Below are 23,252 nucleotides of genomic sequence, written 5' to 3' on the forward strand. Positions count from 1 at the left end.
GGCTACTCGCCGCCGGGCGCCAGCCGGATGCCGGTGGGCGAAAGGCTGATCAGTCGGCGCTTGTAGAGGCGGCCGATGGCCTGCTTGAAGGCGTTCTTGCTGACCCCCAGGCGCGCCTTGATCTCGGCGGCGTCGCTCTTGTCGCCCAGCGGCAGGTAGCCGCCACTCTCGCGCAGTGCCTTGAGCACGGCCTCGCCCACCACGTCCAGGCGCGCCTCGCCGGGGGGCAGCAGCGAGAGGTCCAGGCGGCCATCGTCACGCAGGCGCTTGATGTAGCCGGTAACGCGCTGGCCACGGCGCAGCGGCCGGGTCAGGTCATCACGATAGAGCACGCCCCAGAAGCGATGGTTGACCACCGCCTTGAGGCCGAGGTCGGTCTGCTCGGCGATCACCAGGATCACCTCATCGCCGGCGGCGAGCCCCTCGGCCTCATCGGCGACGAAGCGCTCCAGCTTCTGGGAGGCCACCGGCCGTCCCTGCTGGTCCGTGTAGATTCGCACCAGCACCCGCTTGCCGACGCTGGGGCGGAAGCGCTGCTCCCCGTAGGGCAACAGCAGGTCGCGGGGCTGCCCCCAGTCGAGGAAGGCGCCGGTGTCGTTGACGGTGACCACCTCCAGGTAGGCCACCTCGCCCACGTCACACCTCGGCGCCCGGTAGCGTCGCCCGGCGGCGGGGTGCGGCGTGCGCGGTTCACGTGAATCGGACATGAGGGGGCTCCCTGAAAAATGGATGATGCCGCCGGGGTCTGACCGGCGGAGGATGGGCGGCGTCGAGCGGTGGCGAAGAGGGGGACGGCAGCGTCAGCCGTTCCCGTCGAGGTCCCCGAAACGGTACTGCAGCAGGCTGAGTGCCACCACCGGGGCGGTCTCGGTACGCAGGATGCGCGGCCCCAGGCAGAGCGGTGCGAAGCCGGCCTCGCGGGCGGCCACGACCTCGCCCTCGGCCAGCCCACCCTCGGGGCCGATCAGCAGCGCCACGCTCGCGGGCGCCGACTGCTGCGCCAGCGCCCCGGCGCTATCCGGATGCAGTACCAGGCGCAGCGTCTCGTCGCGCCCGGCCAGCCACTCGGCCAGGGCGAGTGGCGGGTTCACCGCTGGCACCACGGCGCGTCCGCACTGCTCGCAGGCGCTGGCCGCCACCGCCTGCCAGTGGGCGAGTTTCTTCGCCTCCCGCTCCCCCTTGAGGCGCACGTCACCATGCTCGGTGTAGAGCGGCGTGATGGCGGCCACGCCGAGCTCCACGGCCTTCTGGATGGCATAGTCCATGCGATCGCCCTTGGAGATCGCCTGGCCAAGGTGCACCGCCAACGGCGACTCGGCGGTACCGGGCGCCACCGACTCGATACGCGCCACCACCCGCTTGCGCGAGGCCTCCACCAGCACCGCACTGGCCTCGAGGCCCGCACCGTCGAACAGCCGCAACGCGGCCCCCTCGCCCAGGCGCAGCACGCGTGCCACATGGCGGGCCGGCCCCTCGGGCAGAACGACGTCGCCGCCGACACGAAGGTCGGCGGCGACGTGGATACGCGGCGATCTCTTGATCATGGCTTGATCTTCACTTCAGGGCCACGGTGCTGCGTTATTGGGTCGTCTCGGCGCCCTGGGCCTGCTCGGCCTCGCGCTGCTTCTTGCGCGCATAGATCGCCTCGAAGTTGACCGGCGCCAGCATCAGCGGCGGGAAGCCGCCACGGTTGACCAGGTTATCGATGCACTCGCGGGCATAGGGGAAGAGCACATTGGGGCAGAAGGCGCCCAGGGTGTGGTCGAGCTGCTCGCCCTCGATGCCGGTGATGCGGAACAGGCCGGCCTGCTCGAGCTCGGCCAGGAAGGAAGTGGTTCCCTCCTCGCTGTGGGTCACCTGGGCGGTGACCTTGATCACCACCTCATAGAGGCCATCACCCACCTTCTCGCTGGTGGTATCCAGGTTCAGGCCCACCTTGGGCTTGAAGGGCTGCTGGAACACCGACGGCGAGTTGGGTGCCTCGAAGGAGATATCCTTGACGTAGATGCGCTGCACGGCGAACTGCAGCTGCGGCTTGTCCTGCTGGCCGGCGGCCTGGCCGTCGGCGCCCGGGTTGTTCTCTTCCGCCATGGGAAAGGTCCTTTTGTACGATAGGAAATGCTACTTCTTGACGACCGGCAGGCCATCGGCCTGCCACTGCATCATGCCGCCCTTGAGCTTGAGCACCCGAGAGTAACCGGCCTTGGAAAGCTTGGCCACGGTCACGCCCGCGGACTGGCCCGTCTTGCAGGCCACGATAATCGGTTTGTCCTTGAGCTTCTCGAGTTCGCCCATGCGCTCGTCGATGCGGCTCTGGGGAATGTTGCGGGCGCCGGCGATATGTCCGGCCTTGAAGTCGCCGGCCTCGCGGGTATCCAGCACCACCGCGTCCTCGCGGTTGATCAGCTGGGTCGCCTCGCCGGAGGTCACGCCGTTGGAGGCGCTGTTGCGCGCCTCGTAGAGGACCCAGGCAGTCAGCACCAGGAGGAAGGCGCCCACCAGCAGCGGGTGGTTCTGCACGAATTCAAACAGCTGATCGATCATGGGTGCGAAAACTCTCGTCTCGGTGCACGGAAACAGGGGCGCGATTGGCGCACAGCGGGCGCCAGTATACACGAGGTGGGCGCCGACAAATCAGGCCATCCGCAGCGATTCGCCACGGATGTCGAGCGCCGTGGAGCCATGACGCACGATGCCGCCTGCGATATGATGCCGCAACACGATTCCTGCCGCGACCCCGAACGCCCGGCGCGAGATCTTCCGGTTACAGCCGCCAACCGGGCCGGGTCGCGTCTATCCAGCTTCGAGGACACTCGCCATGACCGCCACTCCCCCGCGCCCCGTCGCCCTGATCATCCTCGACGGCTACGGCCACAACCCCGACCCGGCCAACAACGCCGTGGAAGCCGCCAATACGCCGGTGATGGACCGCCTGTGGGCCGAGCACCCCCATACCCTGATCCATACCGACGGCCGCCACGTCGGCCTTCCCGACGGCCAGATGGGCAACTCCGAGGTGGGCCACATGAACCTCGGCGCGGGGCGAGTCGTCTATCAGGACTTCACGCGCATCACCAAGGCCATCGAGGATGGCGACCTGGACACCAACGCCATCCTGACCGCGCCCATCGACGCGGCCGTGGCCGCGGGCCGGGCGGTGCACCTGCTGGGCCTGCTCTCGCCGGGCGGCGTGCACAGCCACGAGGAGCATATCCTTGCCGTTGCCGAGCTGGCGGCCCGCCGCGGCGCCACCCGCATCTTCGTGCACGCCTTCCTGGATGGCCGCGACATGCCGCCCCAGAGCGCCCTGGCCTCCATCGAACGCACCAATGCGCGCCTGGCCGAACTGGTCGGCGCCGACAACGGCTTCGTGGCCTCGATCATCGGCCGCTACTTCGCCATGGATCGTGACAACCGCTGGGATCGTGTCGAGAAGGCCTACCGCCTGCTCACCGAGGGCGTAGGCGAGCACGTGGTTGCCGGCGCCGAGGCGGGGCTGCGCGCCGCCTACGAGCGCGGCGAGACCGACGAGTTCGTGGCCGCCACCAGCGTGCGCCCGGCGGGCGTGCCGATCACCCTCGAGGAGGGCGACGCCGCCCTGTTCATGAACTTCCGCGCCGACCGGGCCCGGGAGCTGACCCGGGCCTTCGTCGATGAGGCCTTCGATGGCTTCACGCGCCGCGTGCATCCCCGGCTCGCCGCCGAGGGCCTGGTCACCCTGACCCGCTACGCCGCCGACATCCCCGCACCGGCGGCCTTCCCGCCGGTGGCGCTGCACAACACCCTGGGCGAGGTCATGGAGAGCCGCGGACTGACCCAGCTGCGCATCGCCGAGACCGAGAAGTATCCCCACGTCACCTTCTTCTTCTCCGGCGGGCGCGAGGCCGAGTACCGGGGCGAGGAGCGCATCCTGGTGCCCTCGCCCCGGGACGTGAAGACCTACGACGAGAAGCCCGAGATGAGCGCCCACGAGGTGACCGACCGCCTGGTGGAGGCCATCGACTCGGGCCGCTTTGACCTGATCGTGTGCAACTACGCCAACGGCGACATGGTCGGCCACACCGGCGACTTCGACGCCGCCGTCAAGGCCATCGAGACCGTCGACGGCTGCGTGGGCCGGGTGGTGGAGGCGATCCAGCGTGCCGGCGGGGCCTGCCTGGTCACTGCCGACCATGGCAACGCCGAGCAGATGGTCAATCCCGAGACCGGCGCCCCCCAGACCGCCCACACCACCTTCGAGGTGCCGCTGATCCATGTCGGCGAGCGTCCGGTGCGGCTGATCGACGACGGCAGCCTGTGCGACATCGCCCCGACCCTGCTGGCGATGATGGACCAGCCGATTCCCGAGGAGATGAGCGGCCACGCCCTTATCGAGTTCGACTGAGCGGACGGATGGCCAGGCCTGCCGCCCCCCTCGGCACGCTGCTGCTGATGCTCTGCCTGGCGGGCCCGCTTGCGGCCCAGCCCAGCGAAGAGGCCGTGCAGGAGCGTCTCGATGCCATCGGTGAGGCCATCGAGGAGGCCGGCCAGCGCGTATCGGCGACCCGCGAGGCCCGCGACGAGGCGGCGCGCCAGCTGGAGGCGATCGAGACGTCGCTGGCCGCCACCCACCGGCGACTCGATGAACTCCAGGCCGAGCGACGCGAGCTGGGTGCCGAGATGGAGACCCTCCAGGCGCGCCGCGACGAACTCGAGACCGAGCGCGCCGCCCAGCTCGAGGCCATCCATACCCAGCTCGACGCCCTCTACCGCCTGGGCCGCTCGCCCCAGCTCAAGCTGCTGCTCAATCAGGACGATCCGGCGCGGCTGGATCGCCTCCAGCACTACCTGAACGACCTGGCCCGGGCCCGCCGCGAGCGACTCGACGAGCTGGCGCGCCTCGATGCGGCCCTGGCCGAGACCCGCCGCGAGCTCGAGGCTCGCGGCGAGCGCCTCGACGCCCTCGCCGCGGAACTGGCCGAGCGCAGCACCCAGCTGGCCGAGCAGATGCGTGAACGCGCCACCCTGGTCGAGGAGCTGGACAGCCGTCACAGCGGCGAGGCGGCGCGGCTCGCCTCCCTTGAGCAGGACCGCGAGCGCGCCGAACAGGTGCTGCGCGAGGTGCAGGAGCAGCTGGCCCGCCTGCAGCGACCGCCGCCCTCCACCGCCATCGAGCGCACCCGCGGCGAGCTGCCCTGGCCGATCCAGGGCAACATCGCCTCGCGTTTCGGCGCCGGCGATGCGGTGCACCGCAACGGCATCCTGATCCTCGCCGCCGAGGGCAGCCCGGTGCGCGCCGTGCACGCCGGCCGGGTGGTCTTCGCCGACTGGCTGCGCGGCTTCGGCAACCTGCTGATCATCGACCACGGCGACGGGGTGATGACCCTCCACGCCCACCTGCAGCACTTCACGGCTCAGGTTGGCCGCCCGGTCTCACGCGGCGAGGTGATCGGAGCCGTGGGCATGAGCGGCGGTCAGCAACGCCCGGCGCTCTACTTCGAGGTACGCCGCGGCGGCGACCCCATCGACCCCCAGTCATGGATCGCCCGCCGCTGAGCGTCGCTTTCCATGCACGCCGGCGGCGGGCTATGCTGGTCGCTCACCGTTTCGGAACAGCGGAGTTCGCATGCACCCAGCGCTTCCTCACTCGGGCAGGTCTCCCCGCTCACGTTCCCCCAGGCGCCTGCTGACCGGGCTGCTGCCCTTGGCCCTGCTGGCGCTGCCCCTGGCCCTGCTGTCACTGCCGGCACCGGCCCAGAGTGTCGATGACGAGCTGCCGGTGGCCGAGATCCAGACCTTCGCCGAGGTATTCGAGCGCATCAAGCGCGCCTACGTCGAGGAGGTCGATGACACCAGCCTGCTGCGCAACGCCATGCGCGGCATGCTCAGCGAGCTCGATCCGCACTCCGCCTACCTCGACCGTGAGGCGTTCCAGAGCCTGCGCGAGTCGACAGAGGGGGAGTTCGGCGGCATCGGCATCGAGGTGGGCATGGAGGATGACCAGCTGACGGTGATCACCCCCATCGACGATACCCCGGCCTCGCGTGCCGGCCTGCAGGCCCGGGACCTGATCCTGCGCATCGACGACACCCCCACCGAGCGCATGTCGCTGCAGGAGGCGGTGGAGCTGATGCGCGGCGAACCGGGCAGCGAGATCGAGCTGACCATCATGCGCCAGGGCGAGAGCTCGCCGCGCAGCGTCACCCTGACGCGCGAGAACATCCGCACCGAGAGCGTTAAGAGCGAGCTGCTGGCACCCGGCTTCGGCTACCTGCGCGTCAGCCAGTTCCAGACCCGAACCGGCGACCAGGTGAGCGAACACATCCGCCAGCTGGAGCGCGACGGCGACCTCGACGGCCTGGTGCTGGACCTGCGCAACAACCCCGGCGGCGTGCTGCAGGCCGCAGTAGCGGTGGCCGACGCCTTCCTCGACGAGGGGCTGATCGTCTATACCGAGGGCCGCCTGCCGGATACCGAGATGCGCTTCTCGGCGAACGCCAGGACCGCGGCCCCCGATGTCCCCCTGGTGGTGCTGATCAACGGCGGCAGCGCCTCGGCGGCGGAGATCGTCGCCGGCGCCCTCCAGGACCAGCGCCGCGGCGTGGTGATGGGCACCGAGAGTTTCGGCAAGGGGTCGGTGCAACAGATCATGCCGCTGGGCAACGGCGAGGGGCTCAAGCTCACCACGGCGCTCTACTTCACCCCCGGCGGCCGCTCCATCCAGGCCCAGGGCATCGAGCCGGATGTCCGCGTGGTGCGGGGGCGAGTGGAGGTGACCGAGAATGGCCGTGGGGTCCGCGAGGCCGATCTGGAGGGCCACCTCGGCTCGCGGGACGCCCCACGGGAGAGGGCCGAACTGAGCGAGCGGCTACGCGATGACTACCAGCTCGGCGAGGCCCTCAACCTGCTCAAGGCCCTCGACGTGATTCGCCAGCGCGACCGCTGAACGGCTTCCCCGGTCAGCGGCAACTGGCAGGCAGCCGGCCACGCTGGCCGGTGGCCTGCTGCAGCAGCAGCCGCTTGAGCGGGACCAACCGATCCACGCCACTCAGCCCCAGGTTGCGCGCCAGTGACAGGGCCGGGTGGCGCGCCCCGAACAGCAGGCGGAAGCCGTCCATCAGCGCCAGCATGCCGGCGTTGTCGCCGCGGCGGCGGCGGGCATAGCGCGCCAGCACCCGCTCGTCACCCAGCAGCACGCCGCGCTGGCGTGCCGCCAGCAGCTCCTCGGCCAGCACCGCGGCATCCATCAGCCCCAGGTTGACGCCCTGGCCGGCCAGGGGATGGATGCCGTGGGCGGCGTCGCCCACCAGGGCGAAGCCGGGCAGGGTGTAGCGCTCGGCGTGGCGCTGCACCAGCGGGAAGCCCACCGCCTCATCCAGCACCGTCACCTCCCCCAGGCGGTGGTCGATGGCCGCCGCCAGCGCCTCCCCCAGCGCCTCGCGTTCGAGGCCGGCCAGGCGCTCGGCCTCGGCGGGTGACGTGGACCAGACGATGGAGCAGTGCTGCTCGTCCCCGTCCACCGCCAGCGGCAGGAAGGCCAGCGGTCCGCCGGGCAGGAAGGCCTGCCGCGCCACTTCGCCATGGGGCGCCGCGACGCGCACCGTGGTCACCAGGCCCACGTGGCCGGTGTCGCGCTCGCTGACGGCGATGCCCGCCAGGTTGCGCAGCGGCGAGCGGGCGCCATCCGCGGCCACCACCAGGGGGGCATTCAAACGCCGACCGTCGGCCAGCAGGACGCGCCGTTCCCCGGCGCCGCCCTCCAGCCCTTCGACCCGGGCCCCCAGGCAGAGATGAACCGAGGGCAGCGCCACCAGGCGCCGCTCCAGGGCCGCCAGGGTGACGTCGTTCTCGACGATATGCCCGAGCACCGGCAGGCCGGCCTGGTCGGCGGAGAAATCGACCTCGCCGCTGCCCTCGGCGTCCCACACCTGCATGTAGCGATAGGGACTGACCCGCCGCGCGGCCATCCACGACCAGGCACCCAGACCCTCCAACAGCCGCTGCGAGACCGGCGTCAATGCGCTCACGCGGCGCGCCGGTCGGCCACGCCCCACGGCCTCGGGGTCCAGCAGGGCCGGCCTGGCATCCACCAGGGCCACCTTGACCCCCGCCTCGCCGAGCAGCACCGCCAGCGCGGCCCCCACCATCCCCCCGCCGACGACGATCACCTCATGGTGGTCTTCCCCCGGGCCGGTTGTCCTCTCCTCGCCTTCATCCCTCATGCCTTCGCTCCCTCTCGCATCCTTATGCTCCTGCTGTGCGGCACTCATCTCTCCAACCCTCACCTCTCCAGCCCCATGGCGCGCCTGGCCAGGTCACGTCGCAGTGGGCCGGCCAGGTTGAGGCCGATCAGCCCGGCGGCTCGCGCATGGCCGAGGAGCCGGCTGTCGATGCCGAACAGTCTCACCAGGCCGTCGCTGAAGCGGATCACGTTGCGACGGTCGGCGTCGCGCCGGGCATCGAACGCCTCGAGCACCCCGGCATCACCGACCGGCCGTCCCGCCGCCAGCCCCGCCTCCAGTGAGGCCACCAGGTCCATGACCCCGCGCAGCGCCAGGTTGAAACCCTGGCCGGCCACCGGGTGCAGGGCATGGGCGGCATTGCCCAGCACCGCAAGCCCCGGCCGGGTCGTCTCACGCGCCGTGACCAGGCTCAGCGGATAGGCGTGGCGGCTGCCCACGCGCCGAAAGCGACCCGCGCGATCGCCGAAGGCGGCCTGCAGCTCGGCCAGGAAGTCGCCCTCCGCGAGGGCCAGGCGTCGCCTTTCCTCGCCCGCGGCGTGGGTCCACACCAGCTCCATGGTCTGCCCGCGCAGCGGCAGCAGGGCGATCGGCCCCTCGCGGGTGAAACGCTCCCAGGCGACCCCCTGGTGGGGGCGGCTCATCTCGACACTGGCGATCAGCGCCACCTGGTCATAGGGCCGGGCATCGCTGGCGATGCCCAGGCGCTCCTTGAGCCCCGAGCGCCCGCCATCGGCCAGCACCGTGAGACGGGCCTGGAGGTTGGCACCAGAGTCGAGCGTCAGGCGATATCCCCCCTCGGCCGGCTCGATCGTCTCCACCCGGTCCGGGCAGTACCAGGCCAGCGGCAATCCCGTGAGGCGCCGGTGCAACACACGCCCCATCCAGGCATTGGGGACCACATGGCCCAGCGCCTCCACGCTCAGCTCCCGGGCATCGAGGCGGGTGGCACCGAAGTGACCGCGCTCGCTGACATGGATGCGGCGGATCGCGGCGGCCTCCTCGGCCATCTCCGGCCACACCCCCATGTCGGTGAAGTGCAGGGCGGTCCCCAGGGAGATCGCGCTGGCCCGGGCATCGAAGCTGGGCTGCCAGGGGGCGGAGGCCAGGTCGAGGATGGGCGACGCCTCGATCACCGCCACCGATAGCCCGTGCCGCTCGATCAGCGGTGCCAGTGCACAGGCCAGGCTGGCCCCCACCAGTCCGCCACCGACGATGGCGATATCCACCGTCTTCGTGTCCGATGCTGTACCAGGAGATGTTGTACCGGGGCTCATGGCGCCACCTCAGCTGAATATTTCATAATGTACATTACATAAAGAAAGCAACAGACCTGATGAAGCGATCACTTACCAGCCATCAGCGCCTCTATAGCCTCTACCGATTTCGGGACGGAGGCGGTCAGTACCTCGTGTCCCTCGTCGGTCACCACGACATCGTCCTCGATGCGGATGCCGATGCCACGCAAGGCCTCGGGTATGTCGTCGTCGGCGGGTATGTAGAGCCCCGGTTCCACGGTGAGCACCATGCCCGGGACCAGCGGCCGGGGTTCACCATCGCGGCGATAGAGCCCCACATCATGGACATCCAGCCCCAGCCAGTGGGAGGTAGAGTGCAGGTAGAAGCGCCGGTAGCTCTCGTCATCGATGCGCGCCTGCACCTCGCCCTCGAGCAGCCCCAGGTGGATCAGCCCCTCGGTCAGGCCGCGGACCACCTCGGTGTGGATCGCCGCCAGGGTGGTGCCGGGGCGCACCGCGGCCACCGCACGCTCCTGGACCCCCAGCACCACCGCGTAGAGCGCCCGCTGGGCATCGCTGAAACGGCCATTGACCGGAAAGGTGCGCGTGATGTCGCCGGCATACAGCTCGAACTCGGCCCCGGCATCGATCAGCACCAGGTCACCGTCGTTGAGCGGGGCGCGATTCTCGATGTAGTGCAGCACACAGGCATTGGCGCCGCCACCGACGATGCTGGCATAGGCGGGACCGCTGCCACCCTGCCAGCGGAACTCATGCTCCAGCTCCGCCTGTAGCTGGTACTCCGCGAGTCCGGGGCGCGACGCACGCATGGCGCGCAGGTGACCACGCGCCGAGATCTCCGCGGCATGCCGCAGCAGGGCCAGCTCCGCCGGACTCTTGACCAGCCGCGCCTCATGGAGCAGCGGTGCCACATCGGCGAAGGCCTCGGGGGGGCGCGCCCCGCGCCGCACCCGCGACACCAGCTCGGCGCGTACCTCCTCGGCCAGGGCCAGCGCCTGCTCGTTGTCCAGCGCCAGGTAGAGCGTGCGGCGACCATCGAGCAGGGCCGCGAGGCGCTCGCCGCGCTCGGCGTTCTCGAAGGCCTGGTCGACGCCGTGCTCACGGACGGCTCCTTCGGCGCCCAGCCGGATGCCGGTCCAGGCCTCCAGCGTCGGGTCACGATCCTGGCAGAACAGCACGCTCTCGCCCTCGTCACGCCCCGGGAGCAGCAGCAGCAGGGCATCGGGCTCGGGGAAGCCGGTGAGGTAGTGGAAGTCGCTGTCCTGGCGGAAGGGGAACTCGCTGTCCCGCGAGCGGGTGACCAGGGAGGCACCGGGCAGCAGCACGGCGCTGTCGGCGGGGAGGGCGGCCATCAACGCCTGGCGGCGCAGTCGATAGTCGGCATTGGCGATCGGCGCCGGGCGCGGCAGGGTCTCGGGCAGCATGGGGACTCCTTGTCGATGATGGTGTTTCAGTGGCGGGTGGGGGTTTCGGCATCCTCGACCTGGGGCCTGCCGGGATGCTGCTCGGTGTATAACAGCATGGCCGCCATGCGGGCGTGCTCGGCCAGGGCGAAGAGGTCGCCCTCGTTCTCGGCGCTCTCCTCGAGATCGGCGGGCATGGCGGCGATCCCCTCCAGGTCCTCCAGCGCCTCGCGCAGTGCCGTGGACCATGCCTCCCGGGGCGCCTCGCCGGCATCCTCGATCACCTCCAGGAAGCCCTGGGTCCACTCCTTGAGACCGCGGGCACGCTCGGCCAGCGAGAAGAGTTCATCGGGCAGCAGCGGTTCGTAGCCGAGCTCGCCTCCGGAGAGGGCATCCAGGGTCTGGCGGCGCCAGGCCAGGAAGCGCTCCGCGGAGGGCTCGTCACGCGGCTGCTCGACGCCCAGCACCAGGCACACCTCCTCCAGCCAGGCAGCGGGGTCGATATCGTGCATTGCGAGCCGGGCACACAGCCGCCCGTCGAGGAAGGCCGGTGACTGCATGCTGCCGTGGAGCAGGAAGAGGTCGGCGATGGTGGAAAAGTCCTGGCGTTCGTCGATCAGTGACATGGGGGCTCCTGGTGCCTGTATGAATGGTGTCCGAATAGACGGTGGCTGGCCGGGCGGGGACGGGTCGCTAATCGACACCGCGCGTTGACCGCTCGAGAAGGCCTCTCTTATAGTGGCTGGCCATGCGGTATTGACTGGATGTTAACGCATCGGCCCCCAGGGACGCGCGGCCCGCGTGGCCTGCCGGGTCGATCCGGAGCCCCCCGATGAGCGATGCAACACGGCCGACCGCCGAGATCACCCTGCTGGGACGCAGCTACGTCATCGCCTGCGCCCCCGAGGAAGAGCCCAAGCTGGAGCGTGCGGCCCGCTACCTGGATCGCGCCATGACCGGCATCCACGCCCAGAACAACCTGTTGGGCAGCGAGCGCATCGCCATCATGGCGGCGCTCAATATCACCCATGAGCTGCTCGAGACGCTGGAGAACCAGCGCGAGGGGGAGCGCAGCCTGGATGCCCTGAGCGAGCGCCTGGAACAGGCCCTGGCCGGCACCCCGGAGCCGCGCTGAGCCCGGTCCCCGGAATCCATTGGCCGCCCCTCACCGGCTCTGGTACGATGAAGTCGTTCCCTGGGGTGTTTGCCAGTCGTTATCGTCCCTCGAGCCTATGCGCAGTACCCAGGGGGCCATATGCTAGCCGGACCCGTGTGCATGTCCGTGCGTCGGAAAGCCTGACGGTTCGGCTGCGGCCACCCACCTTGAACCACTGGGTTCAAGGGCCAGAACGACAGCGGCACTCTGGGGAACCTCGTCCACATGACACGACTCATGCCGACACCCGCCGCACCCCTTTCTCTCGAGAGCTTCGATGGCTCACGCCGTGAGTTGCGTCGCGAACTGCGCCGCCGCCGCCGCGCCCTGACGCCCGAACAGCGTCGACGTGCCAGCGAACACCTGTGCCTCAGGCTGAGCCGCCTGCCCGAAGTGCAACGTGCCCGCCGCGTGGCGCTCTACCTGCCCAACGACGGCGAGATCGACCCCACCCCCCTGATCGACTGGTTCCGGCACCGTGGCGCCCGGGTTCATCTGCCGGTGCTCAAGCCGCTGTCACGCAATCGCCTGTGGTTCGTGCACTACCATGCCGATACGCCCATGGTCCGCAACCGCTTCGGCATCCCCGAGCCCGAGACCCGTCATGGCGCCCATCGCGCCCGGCGCCTGGCGGCCTGGGCCCTGGACCTGATCCTGCTGCCGCTGGTGGGCTTCGACGACGCCGGCCAGCGCATGGGCATGGGTGGCGGCTTCTACGACCGCACCCTGGCCTTTACCCGTCACCCGGGGCCGCGCCCGCGACTGGTCGGCCTGGCCCATGACTGTCAGCGGGTCGACTCGCTGCCGGTGGAGCCGTGGGACGTGCCGCTGGACGCCATCGTCAGCGACGCTCGGCTGGTACGGCCTTGAGACCAGAATACGAACGGGCCGATGCCAGCTGGCATCGGCCCGTTGCATGCGGACAGGGGTCGGCAATTCGCGATCAGTTTCCTACCAGGGCCTGGGCATAACCGGTTGCCACGACACCAACACCGAACAGCAGCACCAGGGCCATGACCACATCGGGCTTGCGCTTCATCGTCGACTCCGGGTAATGAGAAATTTAACGCCGCAGACTATAGGCCGACTCTGCCGCCAAGACAACCGTCGAGCCTCAACGTTCATATCGTGAAACCGCCGGTTGACAAGCCTCCCGGCGTGAGTCAGCGCTTACCCGCGCCTTCGCAGAGGCTTCAGGCCATGAACAGCCGATAGGCGGGGTTGTCCGACTCCTTCCAGTAGCGGTAGCCGATGGCGTCGAAGTACTCCTCGACATGGGAGCGGTCGCCATTGGGCACCTGCATGCCCACCAGCACACGGCCGTAGGCGGCGCCATGGTTGCGGTAGTGGAACAGCGAGATGTTCCAGTCATGGGGCAGGTGGGTAAGGAAGTTCATCAGCGCTCCGGGACGCTCCGGGAACTCGAAGCGGTAGACCTCCTCGTCGAACTGCTGCTTGGGACGACCGCCGCCCAGGTGGCGGATATGCAGCTTGGCCAGCTCGTTGTCGGTGAGGTCCTCCACCGGGTAGCCGGCATCGCGTAGCCTGTCGATCACCGCCTGGCGGTCCTCGCCACCGGGTTTCACCTGCACCCCGACGAAGATATGCGCGTTGTCGGGGTCGGCGTAGCGGTAATTGAACTCGGTGACCATGCGCTTGCCGATGGTGCGACAGAACTTCTTGAAGCTCCCCGGCCGCTCGGGGATGGTCACCGCCAGGATCGCCTCGCGCTGCTCGCCGAGTTCGGTGCGCTCGGCGATATGCTGCAGGCGGTCGAAGTTGGTATTGGCCCCGGAATTGATGCACAGCAGGGTCTGCCCCTCGGCACCGGTCTGCTGGATATACTTCTTGAGGCCGGCCAGTGAGAGCGCGCCGGAAGTCTCGGAGACCGCCCGGGTGTCCTCGAAGATGTCCTTCACCGCCGCACACATCTCGTCGGTATTGACGGTGATGACCTCGTCGACCAGGTCCCGGGCGATATCGAAGGGCACCTTGCCGACCTGAGCCACGGCGACCCCCTCGGCAAACACCCCCACCTGATCCAGGGTCACCCGCTTGCCCGCCTCCAGTGCCGCCTTGAAGCAGGCGCTGTCCTCGGCCTCGACGCCGATCACCTTGATATCCGGGCGCAGGTACTTGACGTAGGCGGCCACGCCGGCGATCAGGCCGCCGCCGCCCACCGGCACGAAGATGGCGTCCAGCGGGCCGCCGTGCTGACGCAGGATCTCCACGGCGATGGTGCCCTGACCCGCCACCACGTCGATATCATCGAAGGGCGGGATATAGGTGTAGCCGTGCTCCTCGATCAGCGTCTGGGCATGCGCGGCGGCCTCGGCGAAGGCGTCGCCCTTGAGCACCACCTTGGCACCCCGGGCACGCACCGCGGCCACCTTGATCTCCGGGGTAATGCGCGGCATCACGATGATCGCCTTGACGCCCATCTGCTTCGCCGCCATCGCCAGGCCCTGGGCGTGGTTGCCCGCCGAAGCCGCGATCACGCCCTTGGCCTTCTGCGCCTCGCTGAGCTGGGCCATCTTGTTGTAGGCGCCGCGAATCTTGAAGGAGTAGACCGGCTGCAGGTCCTCGCGCTTGATCAGAATGGTGTTGTTGAAGCGACGGGAGAGGAAGGGGGCCGGCGAGATCGGCGTTTCCCGAGCGGCTTCATAGACCCGGGCCTGGAGAATCTTCTTGACGGTAGCTTCGAGCATCCTGATATCCCAGAGGCGTGACGCGAGAGGAGGCAACGCGAATGCTGCGCTGCGAGGCAACCCCTATTGGTAGCATTCCGGCAGCCTTGGCGTCCAGCCGCCGGCATCGGCAGGCGAGCCCCGCTGGCCTATAATGACGCCCCACCGCATTCCCACCCATCCCGCCGATTCACGCCACCCAAGGAGAGTGCCCCATGACCCAGGCCGGCCTATCCCAAGACCAGCTCAAGGACGCCGTCGCCGCGGCCGCCATCGCCGAGGTTCGCCCCCAGCTGCATCGCGACACCGTGCTCGGCATCGGTACCGGCTCCACCGCCAACCTCTTCATCGACCGCCTGGCCGAGCTGCGCCACGACTTCGCCGGCGCCGTGGCCAGCTCCGAGGCCAGCGCCGAGCGGCTGCGCGGCCACGGCATCGAGGTATTCGAGCTCAACTCCGTGGGCACGGTGCCCTTCTACATCGACGGTGCCGACGAAGTGAACGCTCACTTGCATATGATCAAGGGCGGTGGCGCGGCCCTGACCCGCGAGAAGGTGGTGGCCGCCTGTGCCGAGACGTTCATCTGCATCGCCGACGCCTCCAAGCGGGTCGAGCGCCTCGGCGCCTTCCCGCTACCGGTGGAGGTGATTCCCATGGCCCGCTCCTATGTGGCCCGGGAGCTGGTCAAGCTGGGTGCCGACCCGGTCTACCGCGAGGGGGTGGTCACCGACAACGGCAACCAGATCATCGACTGCTACGATTTCATGATCGACGACCCGCTGGCCATGGAGGTCCGCCTCAACGCCATCGTCGGCGTGGTGACCAACGGCCTGTTCGCCGCCCGCGGCGCCGATGTGCTGCTGCTCGGCACCGCCCAGGGAGTGGAGCGCCTGACACCGGCCTGATGGCCCTGCAATCGAAGTAAGCACTTACTTCGTCGGTAGCAGCCTGTCCAGGCCCTTCAGGGTACGTTCAAGCGCGCCGCGGTTGGCCATCACCACGCCGCGCCCCGCCTCACCGAGACGACGCCGCTCGACCGTGTCGGCAAACAGCGCGACCAGCGCCTCGGCGAGGCGCTTCTCGTCGGCCACTTCCACCAGGGCATCGGCGCCGCGCAGAGCCTCGGCCACATCGGCGAAGTTGGCCAACTCCGGCCCGGTGAGCACCGGTATGCCCAGGGCGGCGGGCTCCAGCAGGTTGTGGCCGCCCACCGGCACCAGGCTGCCACCGACGAAGGCCAGGTCGGCGGCGCCATAGAGCGCCAGCAGCTCGCCCATGGTGTCTGCCAGGTAGACCGCAGTGCCATCCTCGGGCCTCTCTCCCCGGGAGCGCCTGGCCGGTGCCTGGCCGGCCTGTTCGCACAGGCTCGCCACCGCCTCGAAGCGCTGGGGATGGCGCGGCACCAGCACCAGCAGCGCCTCGGGATAGCTCTCGCGCAGCAGCCCATGGGCGGCCAGCAGCAGCGCTTCCTCGCCCTCGTGGGTGGAGCCCGCCACCCATACCTGGCGGCGCCCCAGTAGTGTGCGCAAGCGCTCACTTACCTTCTGCACGCCATCTTCCGGTGCGATGTCAAACTTCAGCGAGCCCACCACGCTGGTGCGCTCAGCCGCCATGCCGAGCTCGGCGAAGCGCGCGGCATCCTCATCGGACTTGGCCGCCAGCCAGTCGACGCAGCCCAGGGCCTCGCGCAGCAGCGGGCGCAACCGGCGGTAGCCGCGCAGGGCTCGCGGGGAGAGGCGCCCGTTGAGCACCGCCACCGGTACGCCGCGGGTGCGGCAGGCATGGAGCAGGTTGGGCCACAGCTCGGTCTCGAAGAACAGCGCGATCTCCGGGCGCAGGCGCTCGACGAAGCGTGCCGCAGCGTGGGGGAAGTCCAGGGGCACGAAGTGATGGACCAGCCGGCCATCCTGGCGCCCGTCTGCCAGCGCACGCACGCGTTCGGCGCCGGTGGCGGTCATGGTAGTCACGGTCAGCGAGTGGCCGGGATAGCGCTCGAGCAGCGCCTCGATCAGCGGGCGGGCCGCCTGCACTTCGCCCACCGAGGCGCAGTGCAGCCATAGCATGTGTGTGTCGGGAGGGGTCTCGGGAATCCTCCCCAGGCGCAATGGCCTGGGGTCGGTGAGTCCATGCTCACGGCGCAGGCGCCGCCAGAGCAGGCGAGCGAGCAGGTGCAGCGCCGTGGAGTAGGCGAGCCGGGGCCAGCCCATCAGCTCTCGCGGTCGAGGATGGTGGAGATCATCGCCGTGGTGGAGACGCCATCCTCGAAGCCCAGCACCCGAACCTCACCACCGGCGTCGCGCACTGCCTGACCGCCGGCGATCTGCTCCGGTTGGTAGTCACCCCCCTTGACCAGCACGTCGGGCAGCACCGCCTCGATCAGTCGCTGCGGGGTGTCCTCGGCGAAGGGTACCACCCAGTCCACGGCACCGAGCCCGGCGAGTACCTGCATGCGCCGCGCCAGGGGGTTGATGGGCCGCTTGGGGCCCTTTAGCCGGGCGATGGAGGCGTCGTCGTTGACCGCCACGATCAGCCGGTCGCCGAGCCGGCGCGCCTGTTCCAGGTAGGCGACGTGGCCGGCGTGGAGGATATCGAAGCAGCCGTTGGTCATCACTACCCGCTCGCCGCGGGCCTGGGCGGCGCGTACCGCCTCGATCAGCGCCGGCTCCTCGATCACCCCGAACTCTGCCAGCTTGTCGCCGTGCAGGGCGGTGTAGAGCTCGGCGATGGAGAGGGTCGCGGTGCCCGGCTTGGCCACCACCAGGCCGGCGGCCAGGTTGGCCAGGGTCATCGCCTCGGGGAAGCCGTGGCCGGCAGCCAGGGCCAGGCCCAGCACGCCGATCACGGTATCGCCGGCGCCGGTGACGTCGTAGACCTCACGGGCACGGGTCGGCAGATGCAACGGCTCGTGCCCCTCGCGGATCAGGGTCATGCCCTTCTCGCTGCGGGTGATCAGCAACGCCTCCAGCTCGAGCTCGGCGCGCAGGGCCTCACCACGCTCGGCCAGCTCGGCGTCGTCGCGGCAGTGTCCCATCACCGCCTCGAACTCCGTCAGATTGGGGGTGATCACGCTGGCGCCGCGATAACGCGAGAAGTCGCTACCCTTGGGGTCCACCAGCACCCGCTTGCCGCTGGCACGCACCAGGCGGATCAGCTCCTCGACGCGGTTCAGCGTGCCCTTGCCGTAGTCGGAGAGGATCACCAGGTCGCACTCCGGCAGCGCGGCTTCTACCCGCGCCAGCAGCCCGGAGGTGTCCGCCTCGCCGAGCCCCTCCTCGAAGTCGAGACGAATCAGCTGCTGGTTGCGGCTCATCACCCGCAGCTTGGTGATGGTTGGCACGCCGGGGCTGCGCTGGAAGTGAGTACTCACTCCGGCATCCTCCAGGCGGCTTACCAGGCGGTCGGCGTTATCGTCGTCGCCGACCAGCCCCGACAGCGCCGCATGGGCACCCAGCGAGGAGATGTTCAGCGCCACGTTGGCGGCACCACCGGGGCGATCCTCGCTCTCCTCGACGCGCACCACTGGCACCGGCGCCTCGGGGGAGATGCGCGAGGTGCCGCCGTGCCAGTAGCGGTCAAGCATGACATCGCCCACCACCAGCAGGTGGGAGTGCTCCAGGGCGGTCAGGTCGAGTCTCATCGTCAGGCGTCCTTGGCTGGAGGATGGTCGATGGCGTGCTGCAGTGCCGCCTCGAGGCGCTCGATCACGTCGTCGGCGCGGATCAGTGACATGGCATCCGGATGGCGGACACGCTGGCCCCAGGGTATCTCCTCGGGCTCCTTGTGCAGGTAGCTGCGCACCGCTTCGGGATAGCGATTGACCACGAAGTCGCGCCAGCGATAGGGCGCGGCACGGTCGGGGTTGGTGGTGGCGAAGAGCCCCACGGTGGGCGTGTTCAGGGCGTTGGCCATATGCACGGGGCCCGAGTCCGGCGCGATCACCGCCTGGGCCGCATCGATCAGCGCCAGCAGCCCCTTGAGCGAGGTGCCACCGATGGCGTCGATCACCGCCTCGGGAGGACACAGGGCCTGGATGCGCTCACCCATCTCCCGTTCCTGGGTGCTGCCCCCCCCTGTCAGCACCGTGCACAGGCCATGCTGCTCCCAGGCGTGCTGGACCACGGCGGCATAGCCTTCGGCGGACCAGTTGCGGAAGTTGCGCAGCCGCGGATTGGCACACGGGCTCATCAGCAGGTAGCGGGAATCACCGGTGAGGGCACGCGCCTCGTCACGGGCGGCGGAAGGGATCGCCAGGTTCCACTCGAGGCTCAAATCCTCGACCCCCATCAGCCGGGCGAAGTCCAGAAAGGACTCCAGCACATGGGCGTTCGGGTGGGGCGCCAACCGGCGATGGGTAAACCAGTGCTGGGCATCCTTGGCGCGCGCCTTGTCATAGCCCACCCGGACATCGGCCTTGAGCCCCAGGGAGAGCGCACTGGCGCGCAGCGCCTGCTGCATGTGCAGCAGTACATCGAAGCGGGTATCGGCCAGCTCGCGCCACAGGGCGCGCATGCCCGCGAGGCCAGTGGACTTGTCATAGACCACGAACTCGACCCCGGAGAGGCCCGCCAGTAGACTGTGCTCGGCCTTGCCGACGATCCAGGTGATGCGTGCCTCGGGCCACTGGCGCTGCAGGGCGCGAATCGTCGGCACCAGGTTACAGACATCGCCCAGGGCGGAGAGTCGCAGCACGCCGATGTGGCGCGGTTGGGCGGGCAGAGGATGCTTCATGCGCTTGGCAACATTGAGAGCGGGAAAGTCCCATATTCTATATGATGCGGACAGTTTATGTGACGCCGGCAAGGCGCCACAAATCGGCCCGTCAACCTTCGACCCCGACTGGTGGCAGGCGCAGGGAAGGATCACCGGCCAGGCCCCGGGACGCGGCGCCAGCCTGTTCCTGAATGCCGGTAACGGCGAGGAGTGGGTACTGCGCCCTTACCGCCGCGGCGGGCTGGTGGCGCGGCTCAGTGAAGCCCGCTATCTATGGACCGGCCTGGAGCGCACCCGCGCCTTCCGCGAACTGCGCCTCACCGCCGACCTGCATGCCCGCGGCCTGCCGGTGCCCCGCCCGGTGGCCGCCGACGTCACCCATCATGGCCTGACCTACTCAGCCGCCCTGATCACCGTGCGCATTCCCGGTGCCCGCGCCCTGGCCAGCCTGCTGGAGAACGGCGAAGCCGATGACGACCTGCTGCAACGCGTCGGTGCTACCATCCGCCGCTTCCATGACGTCGGCCTCGACCATGTCGACCTCAACGCCCGCAACCTGCTGGTGGGCGAAGGAGGCAAGGTATGGCTGATCGACCTCGACCGCTGCCGGCTGCGCCACGATGGCGCCTGGAAAGGACGCAACCTCGAGCGACTAGAGCGCTCACTGGTAAAATTTGGCGCTCCTGACACCATGACAGCGATTCGAAAGGGCTACGCGCTCGGCTAAGAATTTGTTCACACCAAGAATCGAAAAATCATAAGTTCAGGGTATCTACCCGGCTGAAACCTGAGGTTATCGTGAAAAAAATTTTGATCGTCGCCACCAGCCGTTTAATCAAGCTGACGGCCAACATTACCAAGGTACTCAGTTATCCCTACCACTGGGTCCTGCCCGACAAGCGCTTCACACTACCGGAGTGCGCCGCTCCGTTGCTGGAAAACAGCAAGCCGAGCCGCATACCACGTATTATCTGGCAGACCAACTTCACCAACCGAGTCACACTACCGGTGTACCTGAACTACCTGTTCAACCGGATTATGGCGCCGCGCTTCGAATACCGCTTCATGATCACCGAGGCTCGGCGGGAGTTCATCGCCGAGCACTACCCTGATGTCCTTCCACACTATGATCGGCTGCAGATTGGTGCCGCCCAAGCTGACCTGTGGCGCCTGCTGGTGCTGCACAAGTTTGGAGGCGTCTATCTGGACATCGACGCCCACCAGGTCTGGCCGCTCTCTCGGGTGATTGGCAACGAACGCGAGGAGCTCTACGTGACCACCCGCCGCGGCGAGCTCAGCAATTACTTCATCGCCAGCAAGCCGGAGAATCCTCGGCTTCAGGCCCTGATCGACCAGATCACCGCCAACATCACTGGGGATATTGTCGACGGCGTATTCAATACCACAGGCCCTGGTGTCTTCAATCAGGTTCTCGACAAGGCAGTAATTCCAACGGTCTCTTACCGCCATGCGATCCATCAGGGTAGCTTTACCAACGAGCACTTCCAGTACATCGACAAACCGGAAGGAAAATGGACGAAGCAGCAACATAGAATCGCGGTGGTAGGCGACGCCCCTGAACCCAGACCTGAGAATAAAGAGCGCTAAGCGGGCTTCAGAAACCGACTGACCACTCTGTCGGGCTGGAAGTCATCGAGCCATTCACTCTTGACTGGTGGCTTCGGCCCCTTAACGGCAGCACGCATTCCTTCCGCCAACGCCTCTTCGCTATGAGGTACCACGCAGCTTTCCAACTCACCCTTGAGGATCTCACGGATTCCCCCTGGACAATCCACGCTAAGCACTGGCGTGCCACAGGCTAGAGCCTCGAACAGCACGATTCCCATTCCCTCGAAGTGTGAACTGAGTACGAAAAGCCTGGCATGTTGCATCCACGGGTAGGGATTGGATCGCTGGCCGGCAAAGACCACGCGCTCCCGAATGCCCAGCTCGTCTGCCAGTGACTCCAGCCGAGGCCTCTCCTTGCCATCCCCAACAAGCACCACTTTCTCTGATATACCGGAACGCGCATAAGCTCGAAGCAACAATGCCTGATCCTTGGCGGGCACCAGCCGTGCAACGGTCACGATATAGGGTTCAGTAGGAAGATCCGGCTCATCTTCCAGCATTTGCCGATGAATGCTGGCAAATGGGCAGGGATTCACTATCACTCGAAGGGAGGCAGGCGTTGTTTCCCATGCTGATAGCTGCTGCATCACGCTGTCCTTTACTCCGTTGGACACCGCTACCAGGTGTCGCTGGTGGTATAGGCAGCGACCGACCAGCCAACGCCGCCAGTGCGGCCCGCCTTCTTGGAGGATATTCTCCAGCACATAGCAGGCGCGACTATCACGAAAGCTCCACACTAGCTCGAAGGTGCCCACCCCTCGGAAGATCAGACGATCCACTCGGCCATGACGTGCCTCGAATCGCTTGAGCCACAATCGAAATACCACGCCACCCATGATGCCAGTACCTAGAAACAGCGCACGCTTCAATAAAGGGTTCAGAATCAGCCGCGCCACCAACTCAAGCAGGAATCCGACGCCCGTCAGCCGTGCCCAATGCTTGAGCCGCAGTTCATGGCAACTGACGCCTGGCTCCTCCGGCCTCAGAGGTTCTTTGACGCTAGACAGACTTAATAGATGGCTATCATGCCCCTCTTGAGCAAAGGCATCTGCCAAGTTGACCGCCACCCTCTCCATCCCACCCATCTTGAGCGAGCGCACTACTATCAGGGTACGCAATGAGACGTTGCCCGTTTTAGCTGTCGAACTTTGGTCAGTCGAGGTAGCCACGCAAAACCTCCATCTCATGTTGCGTAGAAAACAGTATTCTGCAGAGCTCGATATTGTCACGAGGTTGCGGTTCACGGCGCTCCCATACCCCGATAACCTCGTCGGCTAGGGCCCGATAGTCCTTGTTGGGTACCATATGGAAACGCAGCCCCTGCTTGCGAAATTCCGGAAATACCGTGTTGGAGTAGCAGAAGCAGTGCATGCCGGTCGCCAATGCTTCGGCAAAAGCATTTCCAAACCCTTCACCATAACTGGGATAGATAAACCCATGGAAATCAGAAAAATAGTGATAGGGATGAGCCACATAACCGGCAAAGCTGACCACAGCCTCGAGACCAAGCTCTTTCACCAGGTCCTCGAGATATGCCTGATCCCCTCCACCACCGAACAATGTGAGGGTAACTGGAACACCATGCTCGTGGGCTCTTTTCACCGCCCTGATGGCATCCCGCTGCCCCTTGCCCGGCACCAAGCGTCCTACATGAGCAAGACGCAAGCCGCTCTCCTCTGCCGTCAGAGGGCTCGCTTCGGGCAGGTAGTCTAGCTTGCCCTCCAGCCCCACATAGTCGACGAACACCTCGGCGTTCTCCAGCGGAAAAAGCGACATGACATTGCGCTTTAGATGCTCGCTGATACACCAGTGGGCCGTCACCCGCGACCAGGTTAGCCGGTGGACGAAATCCTTCTTCGGCGAGCTCTTGGTGGTGCCGTGCCTAACGATAAAGCGCCTGACTGGCGGGCCGATGGAGAAGTGGATCGAGTGGATCTCTGAAGCCCCAAGGAAAATGACGTTACGGATATCGTGCTTCCGCCATAATCTTCGCATTTCACGTATCGCCTTGATGCTAAAGCTGCCGCTAAATCCTACTGCCGCATGGGGGATGCCATGTCGCTTGGCATAGCCTTCCAGCCAAGCTCCCTTTCGGATGACCAGCAGGCATCTCCCTAGATAAGCGGAAATTTTCTGAGTCATGAAGGCTGCATCATGCTCCATACCCCCATCATTTGGGGAGAAGCACA

The 23,252-nt window shown here is 67.5% G+C and carries 22 protein-coding genes and 1 other RNA gene; 9 read left to right on the forward strand and 14 right to left on the reverse strand.

Annotated features, from left to right (window positions below; genetic code table 11):
- Window positions 1-2: 2 nt before the first annotated feature.
- The 4 genes from GRB96_RS08445 to GRB96_RS08460 all read right to left on the reverse strand — a co-directional run bounded on the left by GRB96_RS08445 (window position 3) and on the right by GRB96_RS08460 (window position 2,544).
- Complete coding sequence (locus tag GRB96_RS08445) at window positions 3-707, reverse strand: CvfB family protein (RefSeq protein ID WP_161431736.1); 705 nt, start codon at window positions 705-707, stop codon at window positions 3-5.
- A gap of 93 nt (window positions 708-800) precedes the next feature.
- The gene (locus GRB96_RS08450) at window positions 801-1,544 is read right to left on the reverse strand and encodes a 16S rRNA (uracil(1498)-N(3))-methyltransferase (protein WP_161431737.1); all 744 of its coding nucleotides are present in this window, start codon (window positions 1,542-1,544) and stop codon (window positions 801-803) included.
- A gap of 34 nt (window positions 1,545-1,578) precedes the next feature.
- Window positions 1,579-2,091 carry a protein-export chaperone SecB gene (gene secB / locus GRB96_RS08455; RefSeq protein ID WP_161431738.1) on the reverse strand — a complete coding sequence of 171 codons (513 nt, stop codon included), beginning with the start codon at window positions 2,089-2,091 and terminating at the stop codon, window positions 1,579-1,581.
- A 30-nt stretch (window positions 2,092-2,121) separates the two neighbouring features.
- Complete coding sequence (locus GRB96_RS08460; RefSeq protein ID WP_161431739.1) at window positions 2,122-2,544, reverse strand: rhodanese-like domain-containing protein; 423 nt, start codon at window positions 2,542-2,544, stop codon at window positions 2,122-2,124.
- Window positions 2,545-2,818: 274 nt separating this feature from the next.
- Here GRB96_RS08460 and gpmI point away from each other — a divergent pair, with 274 nt between their 5' ends.
- The 3 genes from gpmI (at window position 2,819) to GRB96_RS08475 (ending at window position 6,925) form a co-directional block, all read left to right on the forward strand.
- Window positions 2,819-4,384, forward strand: a complete 1,566-nt coding sequence (gene gpmI, locus GRB96_RS08465) for a 2,3-bisphosphoglycerate-independent phosphoglycerate mutase (RefSeq protein ID WP_161431740.1) — start codon at window positions 2,819-2,821, stop codon at window positions 4,382-4,384.
- An 8-nt stretch (window positions 4,385-4,392) separates the two neighbouring features.
- Complete coding sequence (locus GRB96_RS08470) at window positions 4,393-5,535, forward strand: murein hydrolase activator EnvC family protein (RefSeq protein WP_240894144.1); 1,143 nt, start codon at window positions 4,393-4,395, stop codon at window positions 5,533-5,535.
- A 70-nt stretch (window positions 5,536-5,605) separates the two neighbouring features.
- Entirely contained in the window at window positions 5,606-6,925 is a 1,320-nt protein-coding gene (locus GRB96_RS08475) for a S41 family peptidase (protein WP_161431741.1), read from the forward strand.
- A 13-nt stretch (window positions 6,926-6,938) separates the two neighbouring features.
- On the opposite strand, the gene GRB96_RS08480 is transcribed toward GRB96_RS08475, so the two are convergent.
- The 4 genes from GRB96_RS08480 to GRB96_RS08495 all read right to left on the reverse strand — a co-directional run bounded on the left by GRB96_RS08480 (window position 6,939) and on the right by GRB96_RS08495 (window position 11,507).
- Window positions 6,939-8,201, reverse strand: coding sequence for a UbiH/UbiF/VisC/COQ6 family ubiquinone biosynthesis hydroxylase (locus GRB96_RS08480; RefSeq protein ID WP_161431742.1), 1,263 nt, complete (start codon window positions 8,199-8,201; stop codon window positions 6,939-6,941).
- A 59-nt stretch (window positions 8,202-8,260) separates the two neighbouring features.
- On the reverse strand, window positions 8,261-9,496 hold the full coding sequence (gene ubiH / locus GRB96_RS08485) for a 2-octaprenyl-6-methoxyphenyl hydroxylase (protein WP_161431743.1): 1,236 nt from the start codon (window positions 9,494-9,496) through the stop codon (window positions 8,261-8,263).
- A gap of 68 nt (window positions 9,497-9,564) precedes the next feature.
- Complete coding sequence (gene pepP, locus GRB96_RS08490) at window positions 9,565-10,902, reverse strand: Xaa-Pro aminopeptidase (RefSeq protein ID WP_161431744.1); 1,338 nt, start codon at window positions 10,900-10,902, stop codon at window positions 9,565-9,567.
- 26 nt (window positions 10,903-10,928) lie between these two features.
- Window positions 10,929-11,507 carry a UPF0149 family protein gene (locus GRB96_RS08495; RefSeq protein ID WP_161431745.1) on the reverse strand — a complete coding sequence of 193 codons (579 nt, stop codon included), beginning with the start codon at window positions 11,505-11,507 and terminating at the stop codon, window positions 10,929-10,931.
- Between the two features lie 206 nt (window positions 11,508-11,713).
- On the opposite strand from GRB96_RS08495, the gene GRB96_RS08500 reads away from it, so the two are divergent.
- The 3 genes from GRB96_RS08500 to GRB96_RS08510 all read left to right on the forward strand — a co-directional run bounded on the left by GRB96_RS08500 (window position 11,714) and on the right by GRB96_RS08510 (window position 12,907).
- Entirely contained in the window at window positions 11,714-12,016 is a 303-nt protein-coding gene (locus GRB96_RS08500; protein ID WP_161431746.1) for a cell division protein ZapA, read from the forward strand.
- A 54-nt stretch (window positions 12,017-12,070) separates the two neighbouring features.
- Window positions 12,071-12,255: non-coding RNA, 6S RNA (ssrS, locus tag GRB96_RS08505), on the forward strand.
- 7 nt (window positions 12,256-12,262) lie between these two features.
- Window positions 12,263-12,907, forward strand: a complete 645-nt coding sequence (locus tag GRB96_RS08510; protein WP_240894145.1) for a 5-formyltetrahydrofolate cyclo-ligase — start codon at window positions 12,263-12,265, stop codon at window positions 12,905-12,907.
- Between the two features lie 323 nt (window positions 12,908-13,230).
- Here GRB96_RS08510 and ilvA read toward each other — a convergent pair whose 3' ends face one another.
- Window positions 13,231-14,745, reverse strand: a complete 1,515-nt coding sequence (ilvA, locus tag GRB96_RS08515; RefSeq protein ID WP_161431747.1) for a threonine ammonia-lyase, biosynthetic — start codon at window positions 14,743-14,745, stop codon at window positions 13,231-13,233.
- A 194-nt stretch (window positions 14,746-14,939) separates the two neighbouring features.
- Here ilvA and rpiA point away from each other — a divergent pair, with 194 nt between their 5' ends.
- A complete protein-coding gene (gene rpiA, locus GRB96_RS08520) occupies window positions 14,940-15,629 on the forward strand; it encodes a ribose-5-phosphate isomerase RpiA (protein ID WP_161431748.1) in 690 nt (229 codons plus the stop codon).
- Window positions 15,630-15,653: 24 nt separating this feature from the next.
- Here the strand turns inward: rpiA and waaA are convergent, their stop codons facing one another.
- Genes waaA through GRB96_RS08535 form a run of 3 tightly spaced genes read right to left on the reverse strand, consistent with a single transcriptional unit; the run spans window position 15,654 to window position 19,452 of the window.
- The gene (gene waaA / locus GRB96_RS08525; protein ID WP_161431749.1) at window positions 15,654-16,931 is read right to left on the reverse strand and encodes a lipid IV(A) 3-deoxy-D-manno-octulosonic acid transferase; all 1,278 of its coding nucleotides are present in this window, start codon (window positions 16,929-16,931) and stop codon (window positions 15,654-15,656) included.
- The gene (hldE, locus tag GRB96_RS08530; RefSeq protein ID WP_161431750.1) at window positions 16,931-18,361 is read right to left on the reverse strand and encodes a bifunctional D-glycero-beta-D-manno-heptose-7-phosphate kinase/D-glycero-beta-D-manno-heptose 1-phosphate adenylyltransferase HldE; all 1,431 of its coding nucleotides are present in this window, start codon (window positions 18,359-18,361) and stop codon (window positions 16,931-16,933) included. Before hldE ends, waaA begins: the two co-directional genes overlap by 1 nt.
- Window positions 18,362-18,363: 2 nt before the next feature.
- The gene (locus GRB96_RS08535; protein WP_161431751.1) at window positions 18,364-19,452 is read right to left on the reverse strand and encodes a glycosyltransferase family 9 protein; all 1,089 of its coding nucleotides are present in this window, start codon (window positions 19,450-19,452) and stop codon (window positions 18,364-18,366) included.
- Here GRB96_RS08535 and GRB96_RS08540 point away from each other — a divergent pair.
- Together GRB96_RS08540 and GRB96_RS08545 are read left to right on the forward strand one after the other, a co-directional pair.
- Entirely contained in the window at window positions 19,451-20,161 is a 711-nt protein-coding gene (locus tag GRB96_RS08540; protein ID WP_161431752.1) for a 3-deoxy-D-manno-octulosonic acid kinase, read from the forward strand. The two genes, GRB96_RS08535 and GRB96_RS08540, sit on opposite strands and share 2 nt — an antisense overlap.
- Window positions 20,162-20,232: 71 nt before the next feature.
- Window positions 20,233-21,042, forward strand: a complete 810-nt coding sequence (locus tag GRB96_RS08545) for a glycosyltransferase (RefSeq protein WP_161431753.1) — start codon at window positions 20,233-20,235, stop codon at window positions 21,040-21,042.
- Here the strand turns inward: GRB96_RS08545 and GRB96_RS08550 are convergent.
- Both GRB96_RS08550 and GRB96_RS08555 read right to left on the reverse strand, forming a co-directional pair.
- Window positions 21,039-22,232: a glycosyltransferase gene (locus tag GRB96_RS08550; protein WP_338074017.1), complete on the reverse strand. Its 1,194-nt coding sequence runs from the start codon at window positions 22,230-22,232 to the stop codon at window positions 21,039-21,041. The genes GRB96_RS08545 and GRB96_RS08550 overlap by 4 nt on opposite strands.
- A complete protein-coding gene (locus tag GRB96_RS08555; RefSeq protein ID WP_161431754.1) occupies window positions 22,216-23,226 on the reverse strand; it encodes a glycosyltransferase in 1,011 nt (336 codons plus the stop codon). Before GRB96_RS08555 ends, GRB96_RS08550 begins: the two co-directional genes overlap by 17 nt.
- Window positions 23,227-23,252: the final 26 nt, after the last annotated feature.

The sequence above is a fragment of the Halomonas alimentaria genome, assembly GCF_009902005.1.
GTDB classification, from domain to species: Bacteria; Pseudomonadota; Gammaproteobacteria; order Pseudomonadales; family Halomonadaceae; genus Halomonas; species Halomonas alimentaria.

Coding starts and splice junctions, on each gene's coding strand:
- gpmI (WP_161431740.1), top strand. CDS start 2,819: ATGACCGCCACTCCCCCGCGCCCCGTCGCCCTGATCATCCTCGACGGC.
- waaA (WP_161431749.1), bottom strand. CDS start 16,931: ATGGGCTGGCCCCGGCTCGCCTACTCCACGGCGCTGCACCTGCTCGCT.
- GRB96_RS08500 (WP_161431746.1), top strand. CDS start 11,714: ATGAGCGATGCAACACGGCCGACCGCCGAGATCACCCTGCTGGGACGC.
- GRB96_RS08480 (WP_161431742.1), bottom strand. CDS start 8,201: ATGAGGGATGAAGGCGAGGAGAGGACAACCGGCCCGGGGGAAGACCAC.
- GRB96_RS08555 (WP_161431754.1), bottom strand. CDS start 23,226: ATGGAGCATGATGCAGCCTTCATGACTCAGAAAATTTCCGCTTATCTA.
- GRB96_RS08495 (WP_161431745.1), bottom strand. CDS start 11,507: ATGTCACTGATCGACGAACGCCAGGACTTTTCCACCATCGCCGACCTC.
- rpiA (WP_161431748.1), top strand. CDS start 14,940: ATGACCCAGGCCGGCCTATCCCAAGACCAGCTCAAGGACGCCGTCGCC.
- GRB96_RS08475 (WP_161431741.1), top strand. CDS start 5,606: ATGCACCCAGCGCTTCCTCACTCGGGCAGGTCTCCCCGCTCACGTTCC.
- GRB96_RS08445 (WP_161431736.1), bottom strand. CDS start 707: ATGTCCGATTCACGTGAACCGCGCACGCCGCACCCCGCCGCCGGGCGA.
- hldE (WP_161431750.1), bottom strand. CDS start 18,361: ATGAGACTCGACCTGACCGCCCTGGAGCACTCCCACCTGCTGGTGGTG.
- GRB96_RS08470 (WP_240894144.1), top strand. CDS start 4,393: ATGGCCAGGCCTGCCGCCCCCCTCGGCACGCTGCTGCTGATGCTCTGC.
- ubiH (WP_161431743.1), bottom strand. CDS start 9,496: ATGAGCCCCGGTACAACATCTCCTGGTACAGCATCGGACACGAAGACG.
- pepP (WP_161431744.1), bottom strand. CDS start 10,902: ATGCTGCCCGAGACCCTGCCGCGCCCGGCGCCGATCGCCAATGCCGAC.
- GRB96_RS08460 (WP_161431739.1), bottom strand. CDS start 2,544: ATGATCGATCAGCTGTTTGAATTCGTGCAGAACCACCCGCTGCTGGTG.
- GRB96_RS08540 (WP_161431752.1), top strand. CDS start 19,451: ATGCGCTTGGCAACATTGAGAGCGGGAAAGTCCCATATTCTATATGAT.
- GRB96_RS08535 (WP_161431751.1), bottom strand. CDS start 19,452: ATGAAGCATCCTCTGCCCGCCCAACCGCGCCACATCGGCGTGCTGCGA.
- GRB96_RS08510 (WP_240894145.1), top strand. CDS start 12,263: ATGACACGACTCATGCCGACACCCGCCGCACCCCTTTCTCTCGAGAGC.
- GRB96_RS08450 (WP_161431737.1), bottom strand. CDS start 1,544: ATGATCAAGAGATCGCCGCGTATCCACGTCGCCGCCGACCTTCGTGTC.
- secB (WP_161431738.1), bottom strand. CDS start 2,091: ATGGCGGAAGAGAACAACCCGGGCGCCGACGGCCAGGCCGCCGGCCAG.
- ilvA (WP_161431747.1), bottom strand. CDS start 14,745: ATGCTCGAAGCTACCGTCAAGAAGATTCTCCAGGCCCGGGTCTATGAA.